This is a genomic window from Qingshengfaniella alkalisoli, assembly GCF_007855645.1.
Classification (GTDB): Bacteria; Pseudomonadota; Alphaproteobacteria; order Rhodobacterales; family Rhodobacteraceae; genus Qingshengfaniella; species Qingshengfaniella alkalisoli.
Genome location: NZ_CP042261.1, coordinates 1246821 through 1264066 on the forward strand (window position 1 = coordinate 1246821; position 17246 = coordinate 1264066).

Consider the following 17246-nt stretch of genomic DNA (forward strand, 5'->3'; position numbering starts at 1 on the left):
TGTCAGGCCGTGGCAAGGCCTTCTTCGCGAAACCAGGTTTCTGCGTCCGCGCCTGCGGGCAGCTTCATCGGCGCGGTCTCGTCCGTGACGGCCCGCCAGACAGCCTGCGCGACATCGCGCGCCTCTGTCTTCTCGGTCGCTGACCGAAGGCTCTGGAAATAGGCCTGCACGAAGGGGCCGTAGGCCTCGGGCACATCCATACCCATCCGTGCCACGGCGTTGCGTCCGAAGGATGTCGACGGCGCGCTACCGGGCAGCACCAGCCGGGCGCGGACGCCGAATTCAGCCGCCTCAAGCGCGAAGCTTTCAGTGAAGGCATTCAGGGCGGCCTTGCTGGCGCTGTAGATCGACAGGGCGGGCAACGGGCGCAGCGTCACGCTGGAACTGACGTTGACGATGACGCCACTGCGCCGCGCGCGCATGGCTGGCATCACGGCGCGGGTCATGGCCATGGCACCCAGCACGTTCGTTTCGAACAGTTCGCGGGCCCTGGCGATGTCAGCACCTTCCAGCACGTTGAGCATGCCGACACCGGCGTTATTCACCAGCGCGTCGATCTGGCCCGCGTCGGCAATCGCAGCCGCAATGCTTTCGGGGTCGGTGACGTCCAGGGACAGCACCTGCAGGCGGCCTGACTCCGGCAGGCCTTCGACGGAAGGGCTGCGCATCGTGGCGATGACGTCCCAGCCCTTATCGAGGAACTGCACGGCGATGGCCTGGCCGAAACCGGAGGAACAACCGGTGATGAGAACACGGGGCATTTCAGATCTCCTTGTCTTCTGTGATAAGGAGATAGACGGCAGTCTCCGGTCATTCTATATTCAGATGTCCACAATAATTCATCAATCGTCCAGACCCATGCTCGACAACCCTGCAGATCCTCTTACCAGCGTCGTTACCTTGCTCAAGCCTGCGGTCTCCATCTCCAAGATGGTCGAAGCTGGTGGTCATTGGATGGTGGAGCGTCACGACATGGCCAGCCCCTTCTATTGCGCGATGGTCGAAGGGCAGTGCCGGCTGCACGTCACTGGGCGCGATCCTGTCACGCTGGCGGCCGGAGATTTCGTGCTGATCCCCCACCTGCAGGGCTTTACCATGTCGAGCGAGGTGCCCCCGCCGCCGCATGTGCCACGTCTGCCGCTTGAAACCGGTCCCGGACGTTTCCGGCTTGGCCTGTCAGAGGCCCCGGTCGATGTTCGCGCTCTGGTCGGGCATTGCCGCTTTGACGCGCCGGCCAATGACCTGCTCGTGTCGCTGTTGCCCGAGATGATCCATGTCTTGGGGCAAAGCCGCCTGACGGCCTTGGTGCCGATAATCCACGAGGAAACCCGTGCCGACCGGCCGGGGCGCGGAATGATCCTGGAGCGGTTGCTTGAGGTTCTGCTGATCGAGGCCCTGCGCTCGGGTCCGGCGGCGACCCTGCCGCCAGGGCTGCTGCGCGGCCTGTCTGATCCGCAACTGGCCAGTGCATTACGACGTATCCACGCCGAGGCGGGCGGCGCCCTTTCCGTTTCAGACATGGCGAAGGAGGCCGGTATGTCGCGCTCTGGATTCTTCGAGCGGTTCCGCAGGCAGGTTGGCTGCGCGCCAATGGAATACGCGACCGAGTGGCGCATGGCCGTGGCCAAGACCTTGCTACGGCAGGGCGGGCTGACCAATACCGAGATCGCTCTGAAGGTCGGGTACGGCTCCGCCAGCGCATTTGGACTGGCTTTCGTTCGGCACGAGGGCCAGTCGCCTGGTGCGTTTGCAAACAAGAACAGACGTTAGAAGTGGATGCCGATGTGCGTCGACAGTCCTTAGGCAAAGTCGAATTTGGGCTCGGGGCGGCCTTGCGGTGGCGCAGCGCACCCCCTCAACAACGGTCAGGATCGACAGGCAAGGACGGGCCTGAGCCGTCGCTATACACAGATGAACAAATGGGCCTTGGGGGCACCCGTTGAAAAACCCCGCTTGCGTGCCCTTTATCAGACCATCATCCCAAATGACCCAACCGGGATTCGCAAGGCTCAGGTGTCTTGCCCAATATAACGGTCGAGAAGCGCATCCGCGATTTCCGAAACCGTCTCGCGCGCCGTGGCGTGGTCCACATTCACAACATCAAGGAAGGCGATCATCGCTTCGGTGCCAGTCGCCGTCGCAAGGGCATGGATCAGCTATTCTTGCTCCGGTGCTGGCAGTCCCAGATCATCAGAGGCAAGCCCCTGCTCATACATCAAGATGCGACGAGCCCCCCGCCGTGCGGGGCAATGGGTTCCATCCGGCTTCCAGGCCGTCGGAAATGTTCCCGCGCGTTTGTTGATCCTTAACGCGCCGGGTCACATGCATGAGGCCTTCTTCACTGGCGTCGGAAGGGCTTTGCCGGACGACCAAACCGACCTGCCTGCACCGCCCGAGCCCGACATCGCGGCAGTTGTCGCAAAAGCGCGGGAAACCGGAATGACAATTTTGCCGCCAAACTGAAATTACCACCGTCCCGGTGTTCCGCCTCACAGAGGCCATCATTTTGGACTCGAAACTGCCATGCGGCATCGCAGCGCAGGGGGTCGGCTCGGAAGGCAATCGAGAACGGGACGAAGCTGTCGTCCGGATTCATCAATCTACGTAGGACAGAAGAGACCGCAGCCGCTCTAATAGCCTTAGCGCGTGTTCGATCTCGTCTTCGCCAAGGCATTCGGCTATATCGCCCAGCCAAATCTGCCGGACACGATTAGCCCTGGAGTAGACCGACCGGCCTTTTTCCGTCACCTCTACGCGCTGCGCACGCTTGTCTTGGGGGTTTTCCGTCATTTCGAGCAATCCCCCGTCAACAAGCACATTCGTCAGGCGTTGCACGGCTTGGCGTGATGCGCCTGTTTCTCTCGCAAGTTGTGAGACGGTACGGGGTTCTGATGTCCGGATGGCTGCACCAAGAATCTGCCAGCGAGCGCTGCTGAGACCGAACGGTGCCACCTTGTCGTCACCTGCCGCGATCAGGCAGCCGTTCAAGCGAAACACTTCGAGAACGAGGCCCCCAAGCTTATCAGCGCTTGCATTCATACTTGATACTCCCCCTCAACTTTGACAGCATGTTGTCAAACATGAAGCCACAATAGACCAGGAGAGTATCATGTCGGAAGAGCCATTCTTCAGAATCGACAAGTTCAGCGTTCCAGCCGCATCCAGACCTCGCTTCATAGAGCGCCTTAGGCGGACGCATGATGCCTTGGATGAAGCGACGGGCTGTGAGCAGAATATGATACTTGAACAGATCGAAGGCACGGGGCGCTTCAATATCGTCACCTTTGTCAGATGGCGAAATCGCGCTTGCCATGATGAAGCAAGAGCCGCTGCGAAAGAGCGATACGACCGGACCGGTTTCAATCCGCAGGTCTTCATGAACGAGCTTGGTGTCGTATCCGACCTTGGAAACTATGCTTGCCTTAAGGAAGGCGGCTAAGGGCTTGTTCCGTTCTCTAATCTGTCAATGCGCTTTTCCAATTGCTGTCGATGTCTGAGGTTGCCTTCGTTCTCCTCGAGCTCCGGGGCTCAGGATGGGGTTGGCTGGAGGTAGGTCGGCAAGGTTGAAACCGCAATCTGGCCGAAGCCGCTGCTACAGAATACACGCCGTGTCCTACGCCCTCCCTCGGGCATCGTTCCCGCTGGGAACTGGTGTTTGGAATTCTCGCTTTGAACTTTGCAATCTCAGGCCGCTTTGAAGATGGTTTGGTCTCGCATGATGGCATGAAAAATGATTGCGAGACGTCTGGCCAAAGCCACGCGCACCTTAGCGAGACCCTTCTGCGCTTTCTTGCGGAGGTCATGTCGCGGCATTGGCAACCATAGAACGGTGTCGCGCGTCACCCGCACTGTCTGTAAACGTCGTGGATTGGGGTCGAAGCGGACTCTTTGGCCCTTCGCTGCGACCTGATCCTTTTCTATCGTCTCCGCGGTTTCGGGTGCTGCCGAAGTTTCACTCGACGCCCTTTGCGATCTCCTGGAGATCGCTCGAAGCACGGGCACAGTACCCCCCTCATCGCCGAGGCAACGGCGCGGTCGGAAAGCCCGCAGAGCCGCCGTCTTGAAAGGGATTGGACCTGCCCCAAGCGGTGTCACCCGGGCAGGCCGATTTCAGTTCCGGATCACCGATATCACGGCGCTGCCGATCTCCTGAAGCGCGGCATTGCGTGTTGCGAAATCCGCATCTGTATCGGAGATGAAGATGGTGGCGATCCAGGGCGATCCCCCGTCAGGGGTAATCACCGCAATGATGTTGCGCGTATGGTTGCCACTGCCGGACTTGTCGAGGATCAGCCAGTCATCCGGCGCATCCGCGCGCAGCAAGTTGCCGGTCACGCCACCAAGGCTCATCCACTCCGCCAGTTGGTCACGGGAGCTGGGGGACAGCACGTCCCCCAGCAGCAGTCGACGCAGTGTTGAGGTCATGGCTGCCGGGGTCGTCGTGTCGCGCGGGTCCCCGGGCACTAAGGTGTTCAGCTCGGGCTCGCGCCGGTCGAGTCGGCTCACCTCATCCCCGGTTGTTCGGAAAAACTCCGTCACCGCCTGCGGACCGCCGAGGTAATCGATCAGCATGTTCGTCGCCGTGTTATCGCTCATGTCGAGCGCGGCGAGGCAGAGGTCCGCGAGGGTCATCTCGGTGCCAACCTGTTCCGCGGTGACAGGCGCATAGGACAGAATGTCCTCCTGCGTCACGCGCAGGGTGTCAGACAGCGATAGCCTGCCCGCATCACGACGCGCCAGAACGGTGCCGCAGAGCGGGGTCTTCACCGTGCTGTTCATCAGGAAACGTTCGTCCTCGCGGTGAAGCCACGACAGCTCCGAGCCAGTATCGACAAGCGACAGACCGATGCGCGCGCCAAGCCGCTCTTCGACCTGCGCGACGGTGTCCGCGAGCGTATCGATGGGCCTCTGGGCAAACGACACTGAGGCCAGGGACAGGCTGAGAAAGACCCCTGCCGCGACGCGCGGCAGGACGGAAGCGGTAAACCGCATGAGGGTATCCTTTTTTAAGGTAGAGGCGCCCAAGGCACCCAGTGGAAGGCATCAGGTGAAGTCATGGGGGCACTATATTTCTCCTTGCACACAGGCCTCAAACGACAAATCTTATACCCTCCCATAAGCTGAGGTATTGCCATGGACCGCCCCGACCTGCCACTCAATGCCCTACGGGTCTTTGAAGTTGCCATGCGGCAAGGCAGCTTCACAAAGGCCGCGATCGAGCTGCGCGTCACCCAGGCGGCGGTGAGCCACCAAGTCGCGCGGCTCGAGGACCTGCTCGGGGCCACCCTGTTTCTGCGTACCTCACAGGGTCTCGTGCCGACCGACGAGGGGCGCCTGCTTTTCCCGGTCCTCGAGCACGGGTTCGACGCGATGGCGCGGGTGCTGGGAAGGCTCGATGGTCGCCGGGATATCGAAGTGCTGAAGGTCGGGGTGAACACGACCTTCGCGCTTGGCTGGCTGATGCCGCGGCTCGAGCTGTTCCGTCAGGCGCATCCAGAGATCGACCTGCGCATCTCGACCAACAATAACCGCGTGGAGATCCTGCGCGAAGGACTCGACATGGCGATCCGCTTCGGCACCGGCGGCTGGACAGGGCATGAAGCGATCCCGCTGATGGACGCCCCGCTGGCCCCGCTCTGCGCCCCCGCACTGGCCGCGCGGCTGCTGCACCCCGCCGATCTGGCGCAGGTGACACTGCTGCGCAGTTATCGCAGCGCCGAATGGGGAGGATGGTTCGAGGCGGCGGGCACGGCCTGCCCACCGGTGACCGGCCCGGTTTTTGACAGTTCGGTGGCGCTTGCCGAGCTCGCAGCTTCGGGCGCTGGCGCGGCGCTGTTGCCAGTGGCGATGTTCGAAAGCTACATCGCGCAGGGCCGCCTTGCGCAGCCCTTCGGAGTTACCGTGCCGGCGGGGTGGTATTACCTCGCCTGGCCGTCGGATCGACAGGTGACCTCCGCGATGCGCGTGTTCTCAAGCTGGTTGTCAGGAACGAGCGCAGAATGAGGCCCACGCGAGGGTTAGCTCTCGGTCAATTTGGGCTCGAAGCTGACTTGCGGCGGTGCGCCAGCCGAAAATTCGGCAGACATCAACACCGGGGCTTCCCGGCCCATGCCCGAGTCATTCTTGCCGAGGCTCAGCCAGTTCGTCGTGAAGCCATGAGAGCAGGGCATCGGTCTCTGTGTGGTTCCCGTTCCGAGCGCCGCGAAAGACCGAGACCTCGGTGGGGCGAAATACGGCCTCGTCGCAGACCCTCTCGAGCTTGCCGTCGGCGATAAGCCCGCTCACCGTGTTTCGCCACCCAAGGGCGATCCCTTGTCCGGCAGCCGCGGCTTGCAGGACCAGCGGAAAGCTATCGAAGTAGGTCATCTTGGCAGCTCTCAGGCTGGCATGTCCGACGGCCGCGAACCAGTCCGACCAATCCATCCAGTCCTGAGGCAAGACCTGGTGCGATAGCAGAGGCTGGCGCGCCAGCTCCCGGATCGATAGCGGCAGGGTTTCCGGCGGTACCAACCCGGGCGCGGCGACAGGAAAGATCTCATCCGATGCCGTGAAGGCCAGTCGCGCCGACCCGGAGGGCCGCCCGGTCGTCTGGATGGCCACGTCGAAGGGTTCAAGCGCCGCGGTCAGTGGGGCGAGCGCGCTGATGACCCGGACCTCCAGTCCGGGGTGAAGCTCGTGAAAGCGCGCCAGGCGCGGCATTAGCCAGTAGAAGGCTTCGCAGAGCTGGCAATGCAGGACCAGTCCGCCTGCGGCCCGTCCGCCGCGCAGCCGCGTCGTCTCGGCCGAGATATCGGCAAGCGCCGTACCGACAACGCGTCCGAAAGCGCGTCCGGCCTCGGTCAGGAAGACGGCCCTGTTCCGCCGCTCGAAGAGCCGCATGCCGAGATCCGCTTCCAGGGCAGCGATCTGCTTGGTCACGGCGGTTTGTGTCAGCCCCAGTTCCTCGGCGGCGGCCGTGAAGCTCTCATGCCGCGCAGCCGCTTCGAAGGCCGGGAGGCGGGACAAAGGCGGCAGTGGGCGGCGATCCATTCCATGTTCTCATGTTTTTCTGATTGTATCTCATTTTATGAGGGATACTCCGGATGATATCCACCCCGAATGGCATGGATAATCGAACGAACACCCCCTCTTGACGGAACTACTCGGGGCATCATCGCGATCCTCACGGCGGTCTTTCTTCTGTCCTTCTCGGATGCACTGGTAAAACTGAGCGGCGACCGCTTCGGGCTGGCGCAGCTGGTCCTGCTGCGGTCCTTCTTCGCCGCGATTTTGCTTGCGACGTGGGTCCTGGCGACCAAGGACAGCTCTGCCCTTCGCCTGACCCGGCCCGGCTGGGTTTGGGCGCGCAGCCTCTGCCTCGCCGCGATGTGGTTGAACTACTACGCGGCGCTGCCGGCCATGTCCTTCACCCTCGCAGCGGCCTGCTACTATACCTCTCCCGTCTGGATGGCGCTGTTGGGCCGCTTCCTGTTGGGGATGACCATCGGTGGGCGGGGGTGGACCGCCGTCACTCTCTCTCTCGCAGGGGTGCTCCTAGCTGTTTCTCCCTCGCCCGACAGCTTCACCCCCATGCTGCTACTCCCGCTCGCAGCCGCCGGATTCTATGCGCTGGCCGGGATCATCACCTGGAGTCACTGCCAGACGGAGAGCCCGGAGGCGATGGCCTTCACGCTCAATCTCTGTCTCTGTGGCGTTGCGGCCGCCGGACTTGTCGGCTTGGCGGTCGTCCAGCCGAGCGGCGGAGAGGGCTTCGTCCTGTCTCTCTGGCCCCGGCTGGCTGCTGCAGACTGGAGCCTCGCAGTCTTTCTTGGGGGTCTCTTGGCGATCATCGCCACGGCGGTCGCCATGGCCTACCGCCTGACACCGACGCCGGTGGTAGGTGTCTTCGATACTGCATACCTGGGCTTCGCAGCCTTATGGGGCGCCCTCTTCTTCGGAGAGGTTCCTACAGCCCGTGAAGCTCTTGGGATCTCAATGATCGCGGCTGGTGCAATCCTCATGAGCGCCAGGCGGCAACGCCAGCAAGAGCACTGATAGCTGATGTGGATGTCTACATTGAGTTGATTGTGGTGAAAAGCTCTGCAACCGCACCTGATGGGTCAACTTTGCGGAAAGATGTTCTGTTTTACTTTCGTGCCCGCCAGAAATCGCGCAAGCTATGCTCCGAAAAAGAACAATGTTCTGCATTTTGAATGGGTGCGGAACGGTGCAGAGAGTTTGTCAACTCAACCCGCCCAAACGGACACCCGTCGCAGTCGGCCCACACCGGACATTCGCACAGGTCGCAGCCGCCGCAGCGCGGCTTCCCCGAACCGGTTCTCTGATCGCGGTGATGTCAAGGGCATGGTTCTGTTGTCCGCCGGGGTCTTGGTTCTCTCCGAAGTCAGGCAGTGCCGCTTCATGATGGCGTCCGGGGCTGATCGTCTGGAATGTCATTCACGAGGTTGATGCGGTTGGCGTCACCTCGACCGCTTCACGCGAGATCGATCTGCCACCGTCCCGGAGGACGCCGAACCCGCCCTGTCCTCAGGCGGGTATGCTGTTTGTCAGGTTGCGGGCTCCCCTTTCCAGTTGAACTCGGTTCCATCACGCCAGATGGCATGGAGGATCACGGCGATCTTGCGTGCCGTTGCGACGGCGGCCTTCTTGAAGCCTTTGCGCGCGCTGAGCCGGATCGCCCAGGACTTGAGAGGTGAGAACCGTCTGACCTGTGTCATCAAGGACGCGGCAGCGGATACAAGCAGACGTCGCATCTCGGCATCTCCGCATTTGGAGATACGGCCTGATCTGTCGATCTCGCCCGATTGGTATCGTCGTGGCGTCAATCCCAGAAACGCGCCGACATCGCTCGATCGACGGAACCTGCTCGCATCGTCCAATGTCGCGATGAAGTTGAGCGCCACGAGGGGGCCGACGCCCGGCACTGTCATGAGGCGACGTGCCAACGTATTCTGCTTGGCAACATGCATCAGTTCATCGGCCAGGGCTTCCGCCGAGGCGCAAAGTGTCTTGTGGATGGGTATCATGGTCTGTGCCACAAGCCCCAGCATCGGATCGCAGGCTCCAGCCTCGGCAAGCTGGTCTCGGAATCCTTGGCGATGATGGGCACTGGGAACAGCTCCCATGCGGATGCCGAAGGTTTTGAGGACACCGCGGATATGGGCTTCGAGATCCTTGCGCATGCGGATCAGTCGTTCTCGCGCCCCCACCAGCGCCCGCACTCGGTCGGAGGCTTCGCTGCGAACATGGACTTTCGTGAACCAGCCGGTCCGAGACAGCTGCGCCAGACCCTCCGCGTCCGCCTTGTCCGACTTGTTGAGGCGCGCAGACAGAGCCTTGTGCGCCATGCGAGCGTCGATGCAGATGATCGGGACACCGCGCTTCTCAAGCTCACGCGTCAGCCAAGTGGCGAGTATCCCGCTTTCATGCACGACACGTTCCGCATCAGGAACTTCCCGGGAAAGATGGTCGGCGATGACATCCGGGTCCGTCGGCAGGGTCGCGCGTTTCACAACCGATCCCTGCGCATCCACAACGCAGACCGAGACTTCTTTCAACGAAACGTCGAGACCAACATAGTTGCTCATGGTCGTTCTCCTCACGGCTTTTAATTGGTGAGGCTGATCCTATCAGACCTCGTTCACCCGGGGAGAGCGACCGCCGCGATCACACCATGTCATTCAAGGCGCCGTGCAGCACGGTCAAGCAGGCCGAGGTCCGGAGTGCGGACAAGGACGAAGCCGCTACCGCGGCAGGGGCGCCCGTGGCTGAGGTGTTGAACGATCCTGCGAGGGTGCGCGTTTTGCGATCTCTCCAACCTGTCTGACGATTTGGGCCTTCTCAATCTGATGACAGGAGGTTCCCATGACAGAGGAGAGAACGCCCCCGCTGCGCGAGCGGATGATCGAGGACATGCGCATTCACGCGATGGGTGACAAAGCGCAAAAGGCACATATTCGAGCGGTCAAGGATTTTGCGCTTTTCCTGGGGCGATCACCGGACACCGCGACACCGGATGACCTTCGCACCTACCAACTGCACATGACCGATACCGGCATGACACCAACGACGTACAACGCGCGGATCATGGCGCTCAGATTTCTGTTTGGGAAGACCTGTGGGCGCGAGGAGATGAAGAAGTACATGCAGTTCCGAACGCAGCCACGCAAGCTGCCGACGGTGCTGAGTATCGAAGACGTGTCGGAGATTCTCGCCGCGTGCGGTCGGTGTTGATTTCCGCTGAGAAGTGACGCGGTATTTTCACCGAGATTTGACCCACGCTTGTTTATGTATCAGCGACTATTTGACGGTCAATGCCTGGGCCTCCTTTCGCGTTTTCCTTGCGGCCTCGGAGCTGGCCTTGAAGCGGTAGCTGTCGTTGCCGGTTTACAGAATGTGGCAGCGGTGAGTGAGCCGGTCCAAGAGGGCTGTTGTCCTCTTCGCGTCGCCGAAGACCTGAGCCCATTCGGAGAAGCTGAGGTTCGTGGTTATGATCACACTGGTGCGCTCATATAGTTTGCCCAGGAGGTGGAACAGCAACGCGCCGCCTGATGAGCTGAACGGCAGGTAGCCGAGCTCGTCAAGAATGACCAAGTCAATCTTGGTGAGCATCTCGGCCATTCTGCCGGCCTTTCCGAGCGCCTTTTCCTGTTCCAGCGCGTTGACCAGTTCCACGGTCGAGTAGAAGCGCACTTTGCACCTGTGATGCTCGATGGCCTGGACGCCGATGGCCGTTGCGATGTGGCTTTTGCCGGTGCCCGGTCCGCCGATCAGGACGACATTCTCGGCGTTTTCCATGAACGCGCCACGGTGCAACTGCCGGACGGTGGCTTCATTGATCTCGCTGGATTTGAAGTCAAAGCCCGCGAGGTCCTTGTAAGACGGAAAGCGGGCCACCTTCGTGTGATAGGCGATGGAGCGCACTTCTCGTTCTGCCATCTCGGCCTTGAGCAACTGGGACAACATCGGCGTTGCGGCCTCGAACGCTGGAGCGCCCTGGGCGACCAGATCATCGACGGCCTGCGCCATGCCATGCAGCTTTAAGCTGCGTAGCATGATCACGATTGAGGCGCCTGCAGGGTCATGACGCATGGCGATTTTCTCCAGCCTGTCTCAGAGCGTCATAGCGGTCGACGTTGGCCTTTGGCGCCGTTTCCAAGGACAGGGCATCTGGTGTGTCGACCTCGGGATGATTGGTTGATTTGCGGTCGATCAGCCTGTGGAGCAGGTTCAGGATATGCGTCTTGGTAGGCACGCCAGCTTCAAGTGCCAGTTCTACGGCACATAGAACGGCGGCCTCGTCATGATGCAGGACCAAGGACAGGATATCGACCATCTCCCGGTCACCGCCCTCTTTGCGCAACATGGTATCCTGCAGACGGCGGAAGGCTTCAGGCATCTCTGTGAACGGTGCGCCATTGCGTAAGGCGCCAGATTTGCGCTGGACAACAGCCAGGTAGTGGCGCCAATCGTAAACGACTTTACTCGGTTTGCGATGTGTTCGGTCGATGATCCGATGGTGCCTGCATACGGTTTGGCCCTCTGCCACGACGACCAGCCGATCTGGATAGACATGTAAACTGACACGATGGTTGGCAAAGCTGGCGGGAACGCTGTACCGATTGCGCTCGAAGGTAATGAGGCATGTCGGCGATACCCGCTTGCTGTGCTCGACAAACCCATCAAAGGCCGGTGGCAGCGCCATCAAGGTAGGCTTCTCAGCGTTCCAAGCGTCAGCGATGGAGCCGGGTAACGTCTGATGCGCCGTTTCCGCCCAAAGGGCCAAACAGCGATCCTCCAACCATTGGTTCAATTCATCCAGATCCTTGAAGACAGGCATGACTTGCCACATGCGGTTGTGCGCATCTTGCACGTTCTTCTCGACCTGACCTTTCTCCCAACCAGCGGCGGGGTTACAGAACTCGGGCTCAAAAACGTAGTGGCTGGCCATGGCCCTGAAACGTGCGTTGACGTCCCGCTGTTTGCTGCGGCCAACCCGATCCACCGCCGTCTTCATATTGTCGTAAATGCCTCGCCCCGGTACGCCGCCGAAGACGCGGAATGCGTGCCAGTGGGCGTCGAACAGCATCTCGTGGGTTTGCAGCGGGTAGGCTCGCACCAAAAAGGCCCGGCTGTGCGACAGCTTGATATGAGCGACCTGCAGCTTGATCCGCTCGCCGCCAATGTTCGCCCAGTCTTCGCTCCAGTCGAACTGGAACGCTTCGCCGGGCTGGAATACCAAGGGCACGAATGTGCCGCGTCCCGTCGTCTGCTCTGCCCGGTGTCGATCCGACTGCCAGGCCCGAGCGAACGCCGCCACGCGACCATAGGAGCCGTCATAGCCAAGCTTGACCAGATCGGCATGCATTTGCTTCACGGTACGGCGCTCTTTGCGCGGCTTCCGCGTCTGCGCCAGCAACCAAACAGATAGACGGTCCGCGTACGGGTCCAGCTTGCTCGGCCGAGATGGCGTCTTAAACTTCGCCTCTACAGCGCCTTCGCGAAGATACTTTCTGATGGTGTTGCGAGACAGGCCCGTGCGCCGGGAAATCTCGCGGATTGGCACTTTGTCACGCAATGCCCAGCGTCGAATAACACTCAAAAATCCCATGCCGATCACTCCATATCTCCCCGACCAAAATCGTCAGGGACAACGTGTCCACATGGGTCAATTCTCAGTGAAACTATTGTGGGCTACCGGGTCACTTCTCAGCGGAAATCAACAATCTGCGCGGCCACGAGCAGATACTTCACCCCCGGCGCGCCAATATCCGCCAACTCTGCTTTGCGCACGACGGGCGAAACGTCGTCGGCCAACTCAAAACTGAAGAAGGTCGCGAGGTCCATCGGAACACCGTCGAGGATTTTCTTCAGGACCGAGACGGAGGGCTGCGTCGCTCCCGCCTCGATTTGGCTGATTGTGCCGGAACCAACCGCGGTCCGCCGGGCCAGTTCGCGCTGAGACAGGCATTGTTGCGGAACTCGGCGTCATGGGGGATTCACTGTGCGAATCCGTATGGTTAAGAGGCTGGCATGAGCAAGCCAGCCCCCACCCGCTGCCGCACAACGAATTGGAAGTCCTATAACGATGCGCTGAAACGGCGTGGGTCGCTGATGATCTGGTTGGACAAGGACATGGTTTGGCTCGCTCCCAAGGTCGGTCGTAACGGCCGTCCTCCCATATTCTCGGATGCGGCGATCCAGTTCTGCCTGTTGGTGAAAGTTATGTTCGGCCTGCCACTGAGACAAACAACCGGGATGGTGGACAGCATTCTGAAGATGGCTGGCCTGGACTGGCCGGTTCCCGACTTCTCCACCCTGAGCCGGTGCCAGAAATTCATCACCGTACAGATATCGAGCCGTCGCACAGCAGGCCCGCTGAACCTGCTGGTCGACAGCACCGGGATCAAGTTTCTGGGGGATGGCGAGTGGCTGGCGCGCAAACATGGAACGCAGCGAAGACGCCAGTATCGCAAGGTTCATATGGCGATGGACACCGCCACAGGTGACATCCGCGCGGTGGAATTCACCTCGAGCCGAGACGGCGACAGCCCGGTTCTTCCCGATCTGCTCAGCCAGGTGCCGCCCGAAGAGCAGATTGGCACCGTGACCGCGGATGGTGCCTATGATACGCGCCGATGTCATAGCGCGATCCTCGATCGCGGCGGCACGGCCATCATACCGATCCGGAAAAATGGCCGTCTGTGGAAAGCAGACAACCCGGCAGCAAAAGCCCGCAATGACATCTTGCGAGCAACCAAACGGTTGGGCCGAGCGATCTGGAAGCGGTAGTCAGGCTATCACGCCCGAAGCAGGACCGAGGCGGAAATGCGATGTCTCAAGTCCTTCGGTGAGCGCATCGCATCAAGGAACCCCGACCGCCAGACTGCCGAAATCCACATCCGCATTGCCCTCATCAACCGCTTCAACGCGCTCGGCACCGCCGAGATCGAGCGCGTTGCCTGAACTCAGCGGGGAATGGGGGAACCTCGCTTAATGCTGAATTCTGCAACAATGCCCATTCGCTGACATCAGGTATTCCCCCAAACTTCAAGCATTTCCAGCGCATGTGTCGTATTTAGCGCCCTGCGCTTTGGCCTTGCCAGAAAAAATCTCATTCCACCGCGATCACTTTTCGCGACAGAACTGCCTGGTTCGCCACGTCCAGAAAGCGAAGCTCGTAAATGCCGGGCTCCTCCGGCAAGGTGATCTGCACCGGTGGTTCACCAGAGATTCTGACTGCTTCCAGCCAAGTAAAGATCGCCTGATTGCCACGCGCTAATGTGATCCGCTGATCAGCGCTGGCGCTATTCACGTTCCAGCCGACGTCGATAACGGCACCAGGCGCGGCGGTCTCCGGTGCACTCAGGCTTGCACCGCTTTCCAGAGCCGCGTCGGCGGCCAGCACTTCGATCGCGTGGCGCGCCATCGTCCTGCGGCCTTCCTTGAGTATATAGCGCAATTCGTAAAGGCCGGGATCCGCCGGAGCCTGAAGCTTCTCCTTGCTCTTGTCGCGAACGCGGAAATATTTGGCATGGCTACCTTCCTCGGCACCTCTGGCGACAATGGTAATGTAGTCCTGGTCATCGACAGTGCCCGTCCATTCAACTGTAATTTCTGAATTGGCCCTGATCTCATCCGGCCCGCTGACCGTTACTTCCGGCTCGATGATCTCGATGGGTTGGCGCGCCATCGTCCTGCGGCCTTCCTTGAGCACATAGCGCAACTCGTAGAGGCCGGTCTCAGCCGGAGCCTGCAGCATTTCCGCGCTCTTGTCGCTAACGCGGACATAGTTGGCATGGCTGCCTTCCTCGGCGCCCATGGCAACGATGGTGACGTAATCCTGGCCATCAACCGTTCCGGTCCATTCAACCGGGAACCGCTCGCCCGCCAGTGCCGTATCCGGTCCGCTGACAGTTACCTCGGGTTCAGTGATCTCGATGGGTTGGCGCGCCATCGTCCTGCGGCCTTCCTTGAGCACATAGCGCAACTCGTAGAGGCCGGTCTCAGCCGGAGCCTGCAGCATTTCCGCGCTCTTGTCGCTAACGCGGACATAGTTGGCATGGCTGCCTTCCTCGGCGCCCATGGCAACGATGGTGACGTAATCCTGGCCATCAATCGTCCCGGTCCATTCAACCGGGAACCGCTCGCCCGCCAGTGCCGTATCCGGTCCGCTGACAGTTACCTCGGGTTCAGTGATCTCGATGGGTTGGCGCGCCATCGTCCTGCGGCCTTCCTTGAGCACATAGCGCAACTCGTAGAGGCCGGTCTCAGCCGGAGCCTGCAGCATTTCCGCGCTCTTGTCGCTAACGCGGACATAGTTGGCATGGCTACCTTCCTCGGCGCCCATGGCAACGATGGTGACGTAATCCTGGCCATCAATCGTCCCGGTCCATTCAACCGGGAACCGCTCACCCGCCAGTGCCGTATCCGGTCCGCTGACAGTTACCTCGGGTTCAGTGATCTCGATCATCGCGGTGCCAAGCACCTTGCCGTCTTCCGATGTCATGTAACGCAGTTCATACATGCCGGTATCGGCCGGGGCGCGCAGGTCGCCTTCGGTCCTGTCCTTCACGCGAATATAGTTATCATACTCCCCCAATTCGGTTCCTGTGGGCACAATGGTGACATAATCCCGCTTGTCGAGAGCCTTGTCCCAACCGACGCGGACGAGCGAACCGGCAAGGGCAGTTTCCGGACCGGTAACGGTTACCTCGGGGAGTTCCGGTTCCGGTTCCGGCTCGGGTTCGGCAACGGCAGTGCCAACGGTACTCAATGCCCGTCCCAGTTCCTCGGCATTGCTAGCCGATATATATTGCCCGCCGGTCTTCTCGGCCAGACAGGATAGAGCGGCTGTATCCGCGTCGCCGAGACCGAATCCCACCACATGCGTGGTGAACCCGACACCGCCCTTTTCAAGCGTTTCGGCCAACGCGCAGGGGTCACGCTCGCAGCTTTCCAGCCCATCGGAGATAAGAACCACGGTGGCAGGTGTATCGGTGTAGGAAAGCTCTGTCGCGGCCTGCTCTACGGCGCTGGTCAGGGGGGTCTTGCCCGTGGGAGTGATCGCGCCGATCCGATCCAGAATCTCGGTGCGGGTGCCTTCGCCGGGCACGACAATAGTTTCCATATCCGAGCAATCGCCGCGGCGGCGGTGACCATAGGCCATAAGCCCGACCTTGCGAGTTTCGGTCCACTCGCCCAGCAAGTTTTCCATCACATCCCGAGCGATCTCGATCTTGGCTGTGCCATCGATCTGACCCCACATGGAATTGGACCCATCGAAGACGATCATCACGTTCTTATCCGCCGCGTTAACAGGGGCAGCGAATGTCAGTCCTCCGGCTAGCGCGAGAGTGGCCGCTTTCAAGGTAATCTTTTTCATTTCCCGTTCCTCCACTTGTTCGGTCCAACCCCGGCAGATCATCGCACACAAATTGCTGCGATTCCGAAGCACCAGGGTATTCTAACCGAAACCTTGCTTTCGCGGTCATGGCTTTCCATCGGGCACCACCTGGGCCAGAGCGGCGACCGGAGACAGAAGCAAGGAGAGCGTGATCAGGAATCTTCTGGTTAATGTCAGCAAGAAAACCTCCATGGGTCATGCATTGTGATATCCACTGTCTCTTGCGCGCAGCCCTGCGGGGGCTGCGCGCCATCACACTTCGGCTGGCGTCGCGTCGGCAGCCCCGAGGGCTTTTTCCTTCAGCTTGCGGAATTTCTTCGACATTTGCTCCAGCTTGGCCTCCCATTCCGAATTGGGTGTCTGGCCTTCGATCGTCTTGAAATAGACCTGCATCATGCAGGCGATGGCGAAGGGTTCCAGCAGCGCGGCCTTGACGCTCCATGCGAACAGCAAGGCAAAAATGACGCTGCCAGCAGCCCAAGTGCCCGGCATCATGTAGACGACAAGCGCCGCCGGGGCGAGCATGACCAGGAACACCAGGAAGCCGAGCCCGTAGACGATGATCGCCAGCCATGCGGCGTTTTTCAGCATCACTTTGTAATTCTGCCCATAAAGCACCAGCGCCTCCTTGGCCGACATCCATGCGTTGGTGGAGTTGGTACGGATCGCATAGGCAAGGATCACCTCGTCCACGAAGCCGACCGCGACGCGCAGAAAGGCCGACAGGATGCGCGTAAGCTGCTGCACGCCCGGTATCGGCAGAATGGTCAGAATGCCCCGCACCAGACCGGTAATCGCCTTGATGACTCCCTTGATCAACTGATCGATCGCGAACAAGTAC

Annotated in this window: 13 protein-coding genes and 4 pseudogenes; 6 read left to right on the forward strand and 11 right to left on the reverse strand. The window is 60.6% G+C overall.

Annotated features, from left to right (window positions below; translation table 11 throughout):
- Window positions 1-2 precede the first annotated feature (2 nt).
- Complete coding sequence (locus FPZ52_RS06365; RefSeq protein ID WP_146364672.1) at window positions 3-761, reverse strand: SDR family oxidoreductase; 759 nt, start codon at window positions 759-761, stop codon at window positions 3-5.
- Between the two features lie 97 nt (window positions 762-858).
- On the opposite strand from FPZ52_RS06365, the gene FPZ52_RS06370 reads away from it, so the two are divergent.
- Window positions 859-1770, forward strand: a complete 912-nt coding sequence (locus FPZ52_RS06370; protein WP_146364673.1) for an AraC family transcriptional regulator — start codon at window positions 859-861, stop codon at window positions 1768-1770.
- Between the two features lie 825 nt (window positions 1771-2595).
- Here FPZ52_RS06370 and FPZ52_RS06380 read toward each other — a convergent pair.
- A complete protein-coding gene (locus tag FPZ52_RS06380; RefSeq protein WP_146364674.1) occupies window positions 2596-3039 on the reverse strand; it encodes a MarR family winged helix-turn-helix transcriptional regulator in 444 nt (147 codons plus the stop codon).
- A gap of 70 nt (window positions 3040-3109) precedes the next feature.
- Here FPZ52_RS06380 and FPZ52_RS06385 point away from each other — a divergent pair, with 70 nt between their 5' ends.
- Window positions 3110-3439: an antibiotic biosynthesis monooxygenase family protein gene (locus FPZ52_RS06385; RefSeq protein WP_146364675.1), complete on the forward strand. Its 330-nt coding sequence runs from the start codon at window positions 3110-3112 to the stop codon at window positions 3437-3439.
- 671 nt (window positions 3440-4110) lie between these two features.
- Here the strand turns inward: FPZ52_RS06385 and bla are convergent.
- Window positions 4111-4992, reverse strand: coding sequence for a class A beta-lactamase (bla, locus tag FPZ52_RS06390; RefSeq protein WP_146364676.1), 882 nt, complete (start codon window positions 4990-4992; stop codon window positions 4111-4113).
- 141 nt (window positions 4993-5133) lie between these two features.
- Between bla and FPZ52_RS06395 the strand changes: the two genes are divergently transcribed.
- A complete protein-coding gene (locus FPZ52_RS06395; RefSeq protein WP_146364677.1) occupies window positions 5134-6003 on the forward strand; it encodes a LysR family transcriptional regulator in 870 nt (289 codons plus the stop codon).
- 114 nt (window positions 6004-6117) lie between these two features.
- Here FPZ52_RS06395 and FPZ52_RS06400 read toward each other — a convergent pair whose 3' ends face one another.
- Entirely contained in the window at window positions 6118-7029 is a 912-nt protein-coding gene (locus FPZ52_RS06400; RefSeq protein ID WP_146364678.1) for a LysR substrate-binding domain-containing protein, read from the reverse strand.
- Between the two features lie 69 nt (window positions 7030-7098).
- On the opposite strand from FPZ52_RS06400, the gene FPZ52_RS06405 reads away from it, so the two are divergent.
- Window positions 7099-8034, forward strand: coding sequence for a DMT family transporter (locus tag FPZ52_RS06405; protein WP_146364679.1), 936 nt, complete (start codon window positions 7099-7101; stop codon window positions 8032-8034).
- Window positions 8035-8546: 512 nt separating this feature from the next.
- Here the strand turns inward: FPZ52_RS06405 and FPZ52_RS06410 are convergent.
- Complete coding sequence (locus FPZ52_RS06410) at window positions 8547-9587, reverse strand: IS110 family RNA-guided transposase (protein WP_146364680.1); 1041 nt, start codon at window positions 9585-9587, stop codon at window positions 8547-8549.
- Window positions 9588-9864: 277 nt separating this feature from the next.
- Between FPZ52_RS06410 and FPZ52_RS06415 the strand changes: the two are divergent.
- Window positions 9865-10218 (forward strand): annotated as a pseudogene (locus FPZ52_RS06415) (phage integrase N-terminal SAM-like domain-containing protein); the annotation flags it as partial.
- Between the two features lie 81 nt (window positions 10219-10299).
- Here the strand turns inward: FPZ52_RS06415 and istB are convergent.
- The 4 genes and pseudogenes from istB to FPZ52_RS19400 all read right to left on the reverse strand — a co-directional run.
- Window positions 10300-11091, reverse strand: a pseudogene (gene istB / locus FPZ52_RS06420) (IS21-like element helper ATPase IstB).
- Window positions 11081-12610 carry an IS21 family transposase gene (gene istA, locus FPZ52_RS06425; protein ID WP_146362628.1) on the reverse strand — a complete coding sequence of 510 codons (1530 nt, stop codon included), beginning with the start codon at window positions 12608-12610 and terminating at the stop codon, window positions 11081-11083. Before istA ends, istB begins: the two are co-directional and overlap by 11 nt.
- Before the next feature lie 98 nt (window positions 12611-12708).
- A complete protein-coding gene (locus FPZ52_RS19115; protein WP_240804298.1) occupies window positions 12709-12846 on the reverse strand; it encodes a hypothetical protein in 138 nt (45 codons plus the stop codon).
- An 18-nt stretch (window positions 12847-12864) separates the two neighbouring features.
- A pseudogene (locus FPZ52_RS19400) lies at window positions 12865-12966 on the reverse strand (helix-turn-helix domain-containing protein); the annotation flags it as partial.
- Between the two features lie 66 nt (window positions 12967-13032).
- Between FPZ52_RS19400 and FPZ52_RS06435 the strand changes: the two are divergent.
- Window positions 13033-13965, forward strand: a pseudogene (locus FPZ52_RS06435) (IS5 family transposase).
- A 148-nt stretch (window positions 13966-14113) separates the two neighbouring features.
- Here FPZ52_RS06435 and FPZ52_RS06440 read toward each other — a convergent pair.
- On the reverse strand, window positions 14114-16384 hold the full coding sequence (locus tag FPZ52_RS06440) for a vWA domain-containing protein (protein ID WP_168201273.1): 2271 nt from the start codon (window positions 16382-16384) through the stop codon (window positions 14114-14116).
- Between the two features lie 273 nt (window positions 16385-16657).
- The gene (locus FPZ52_RS19125) at window positions 16658-17242 is read right to left on the reverse strand and encodes a hypothetical protein (protein WP_240804299.1); all 585 of its coding nucleotides are present in this window, start codon (window positions 17240-17242) and stop codon (window positions 16658-16660) included.
- Window positions 17243-17246: the final 4 nt, after the last annotated feature.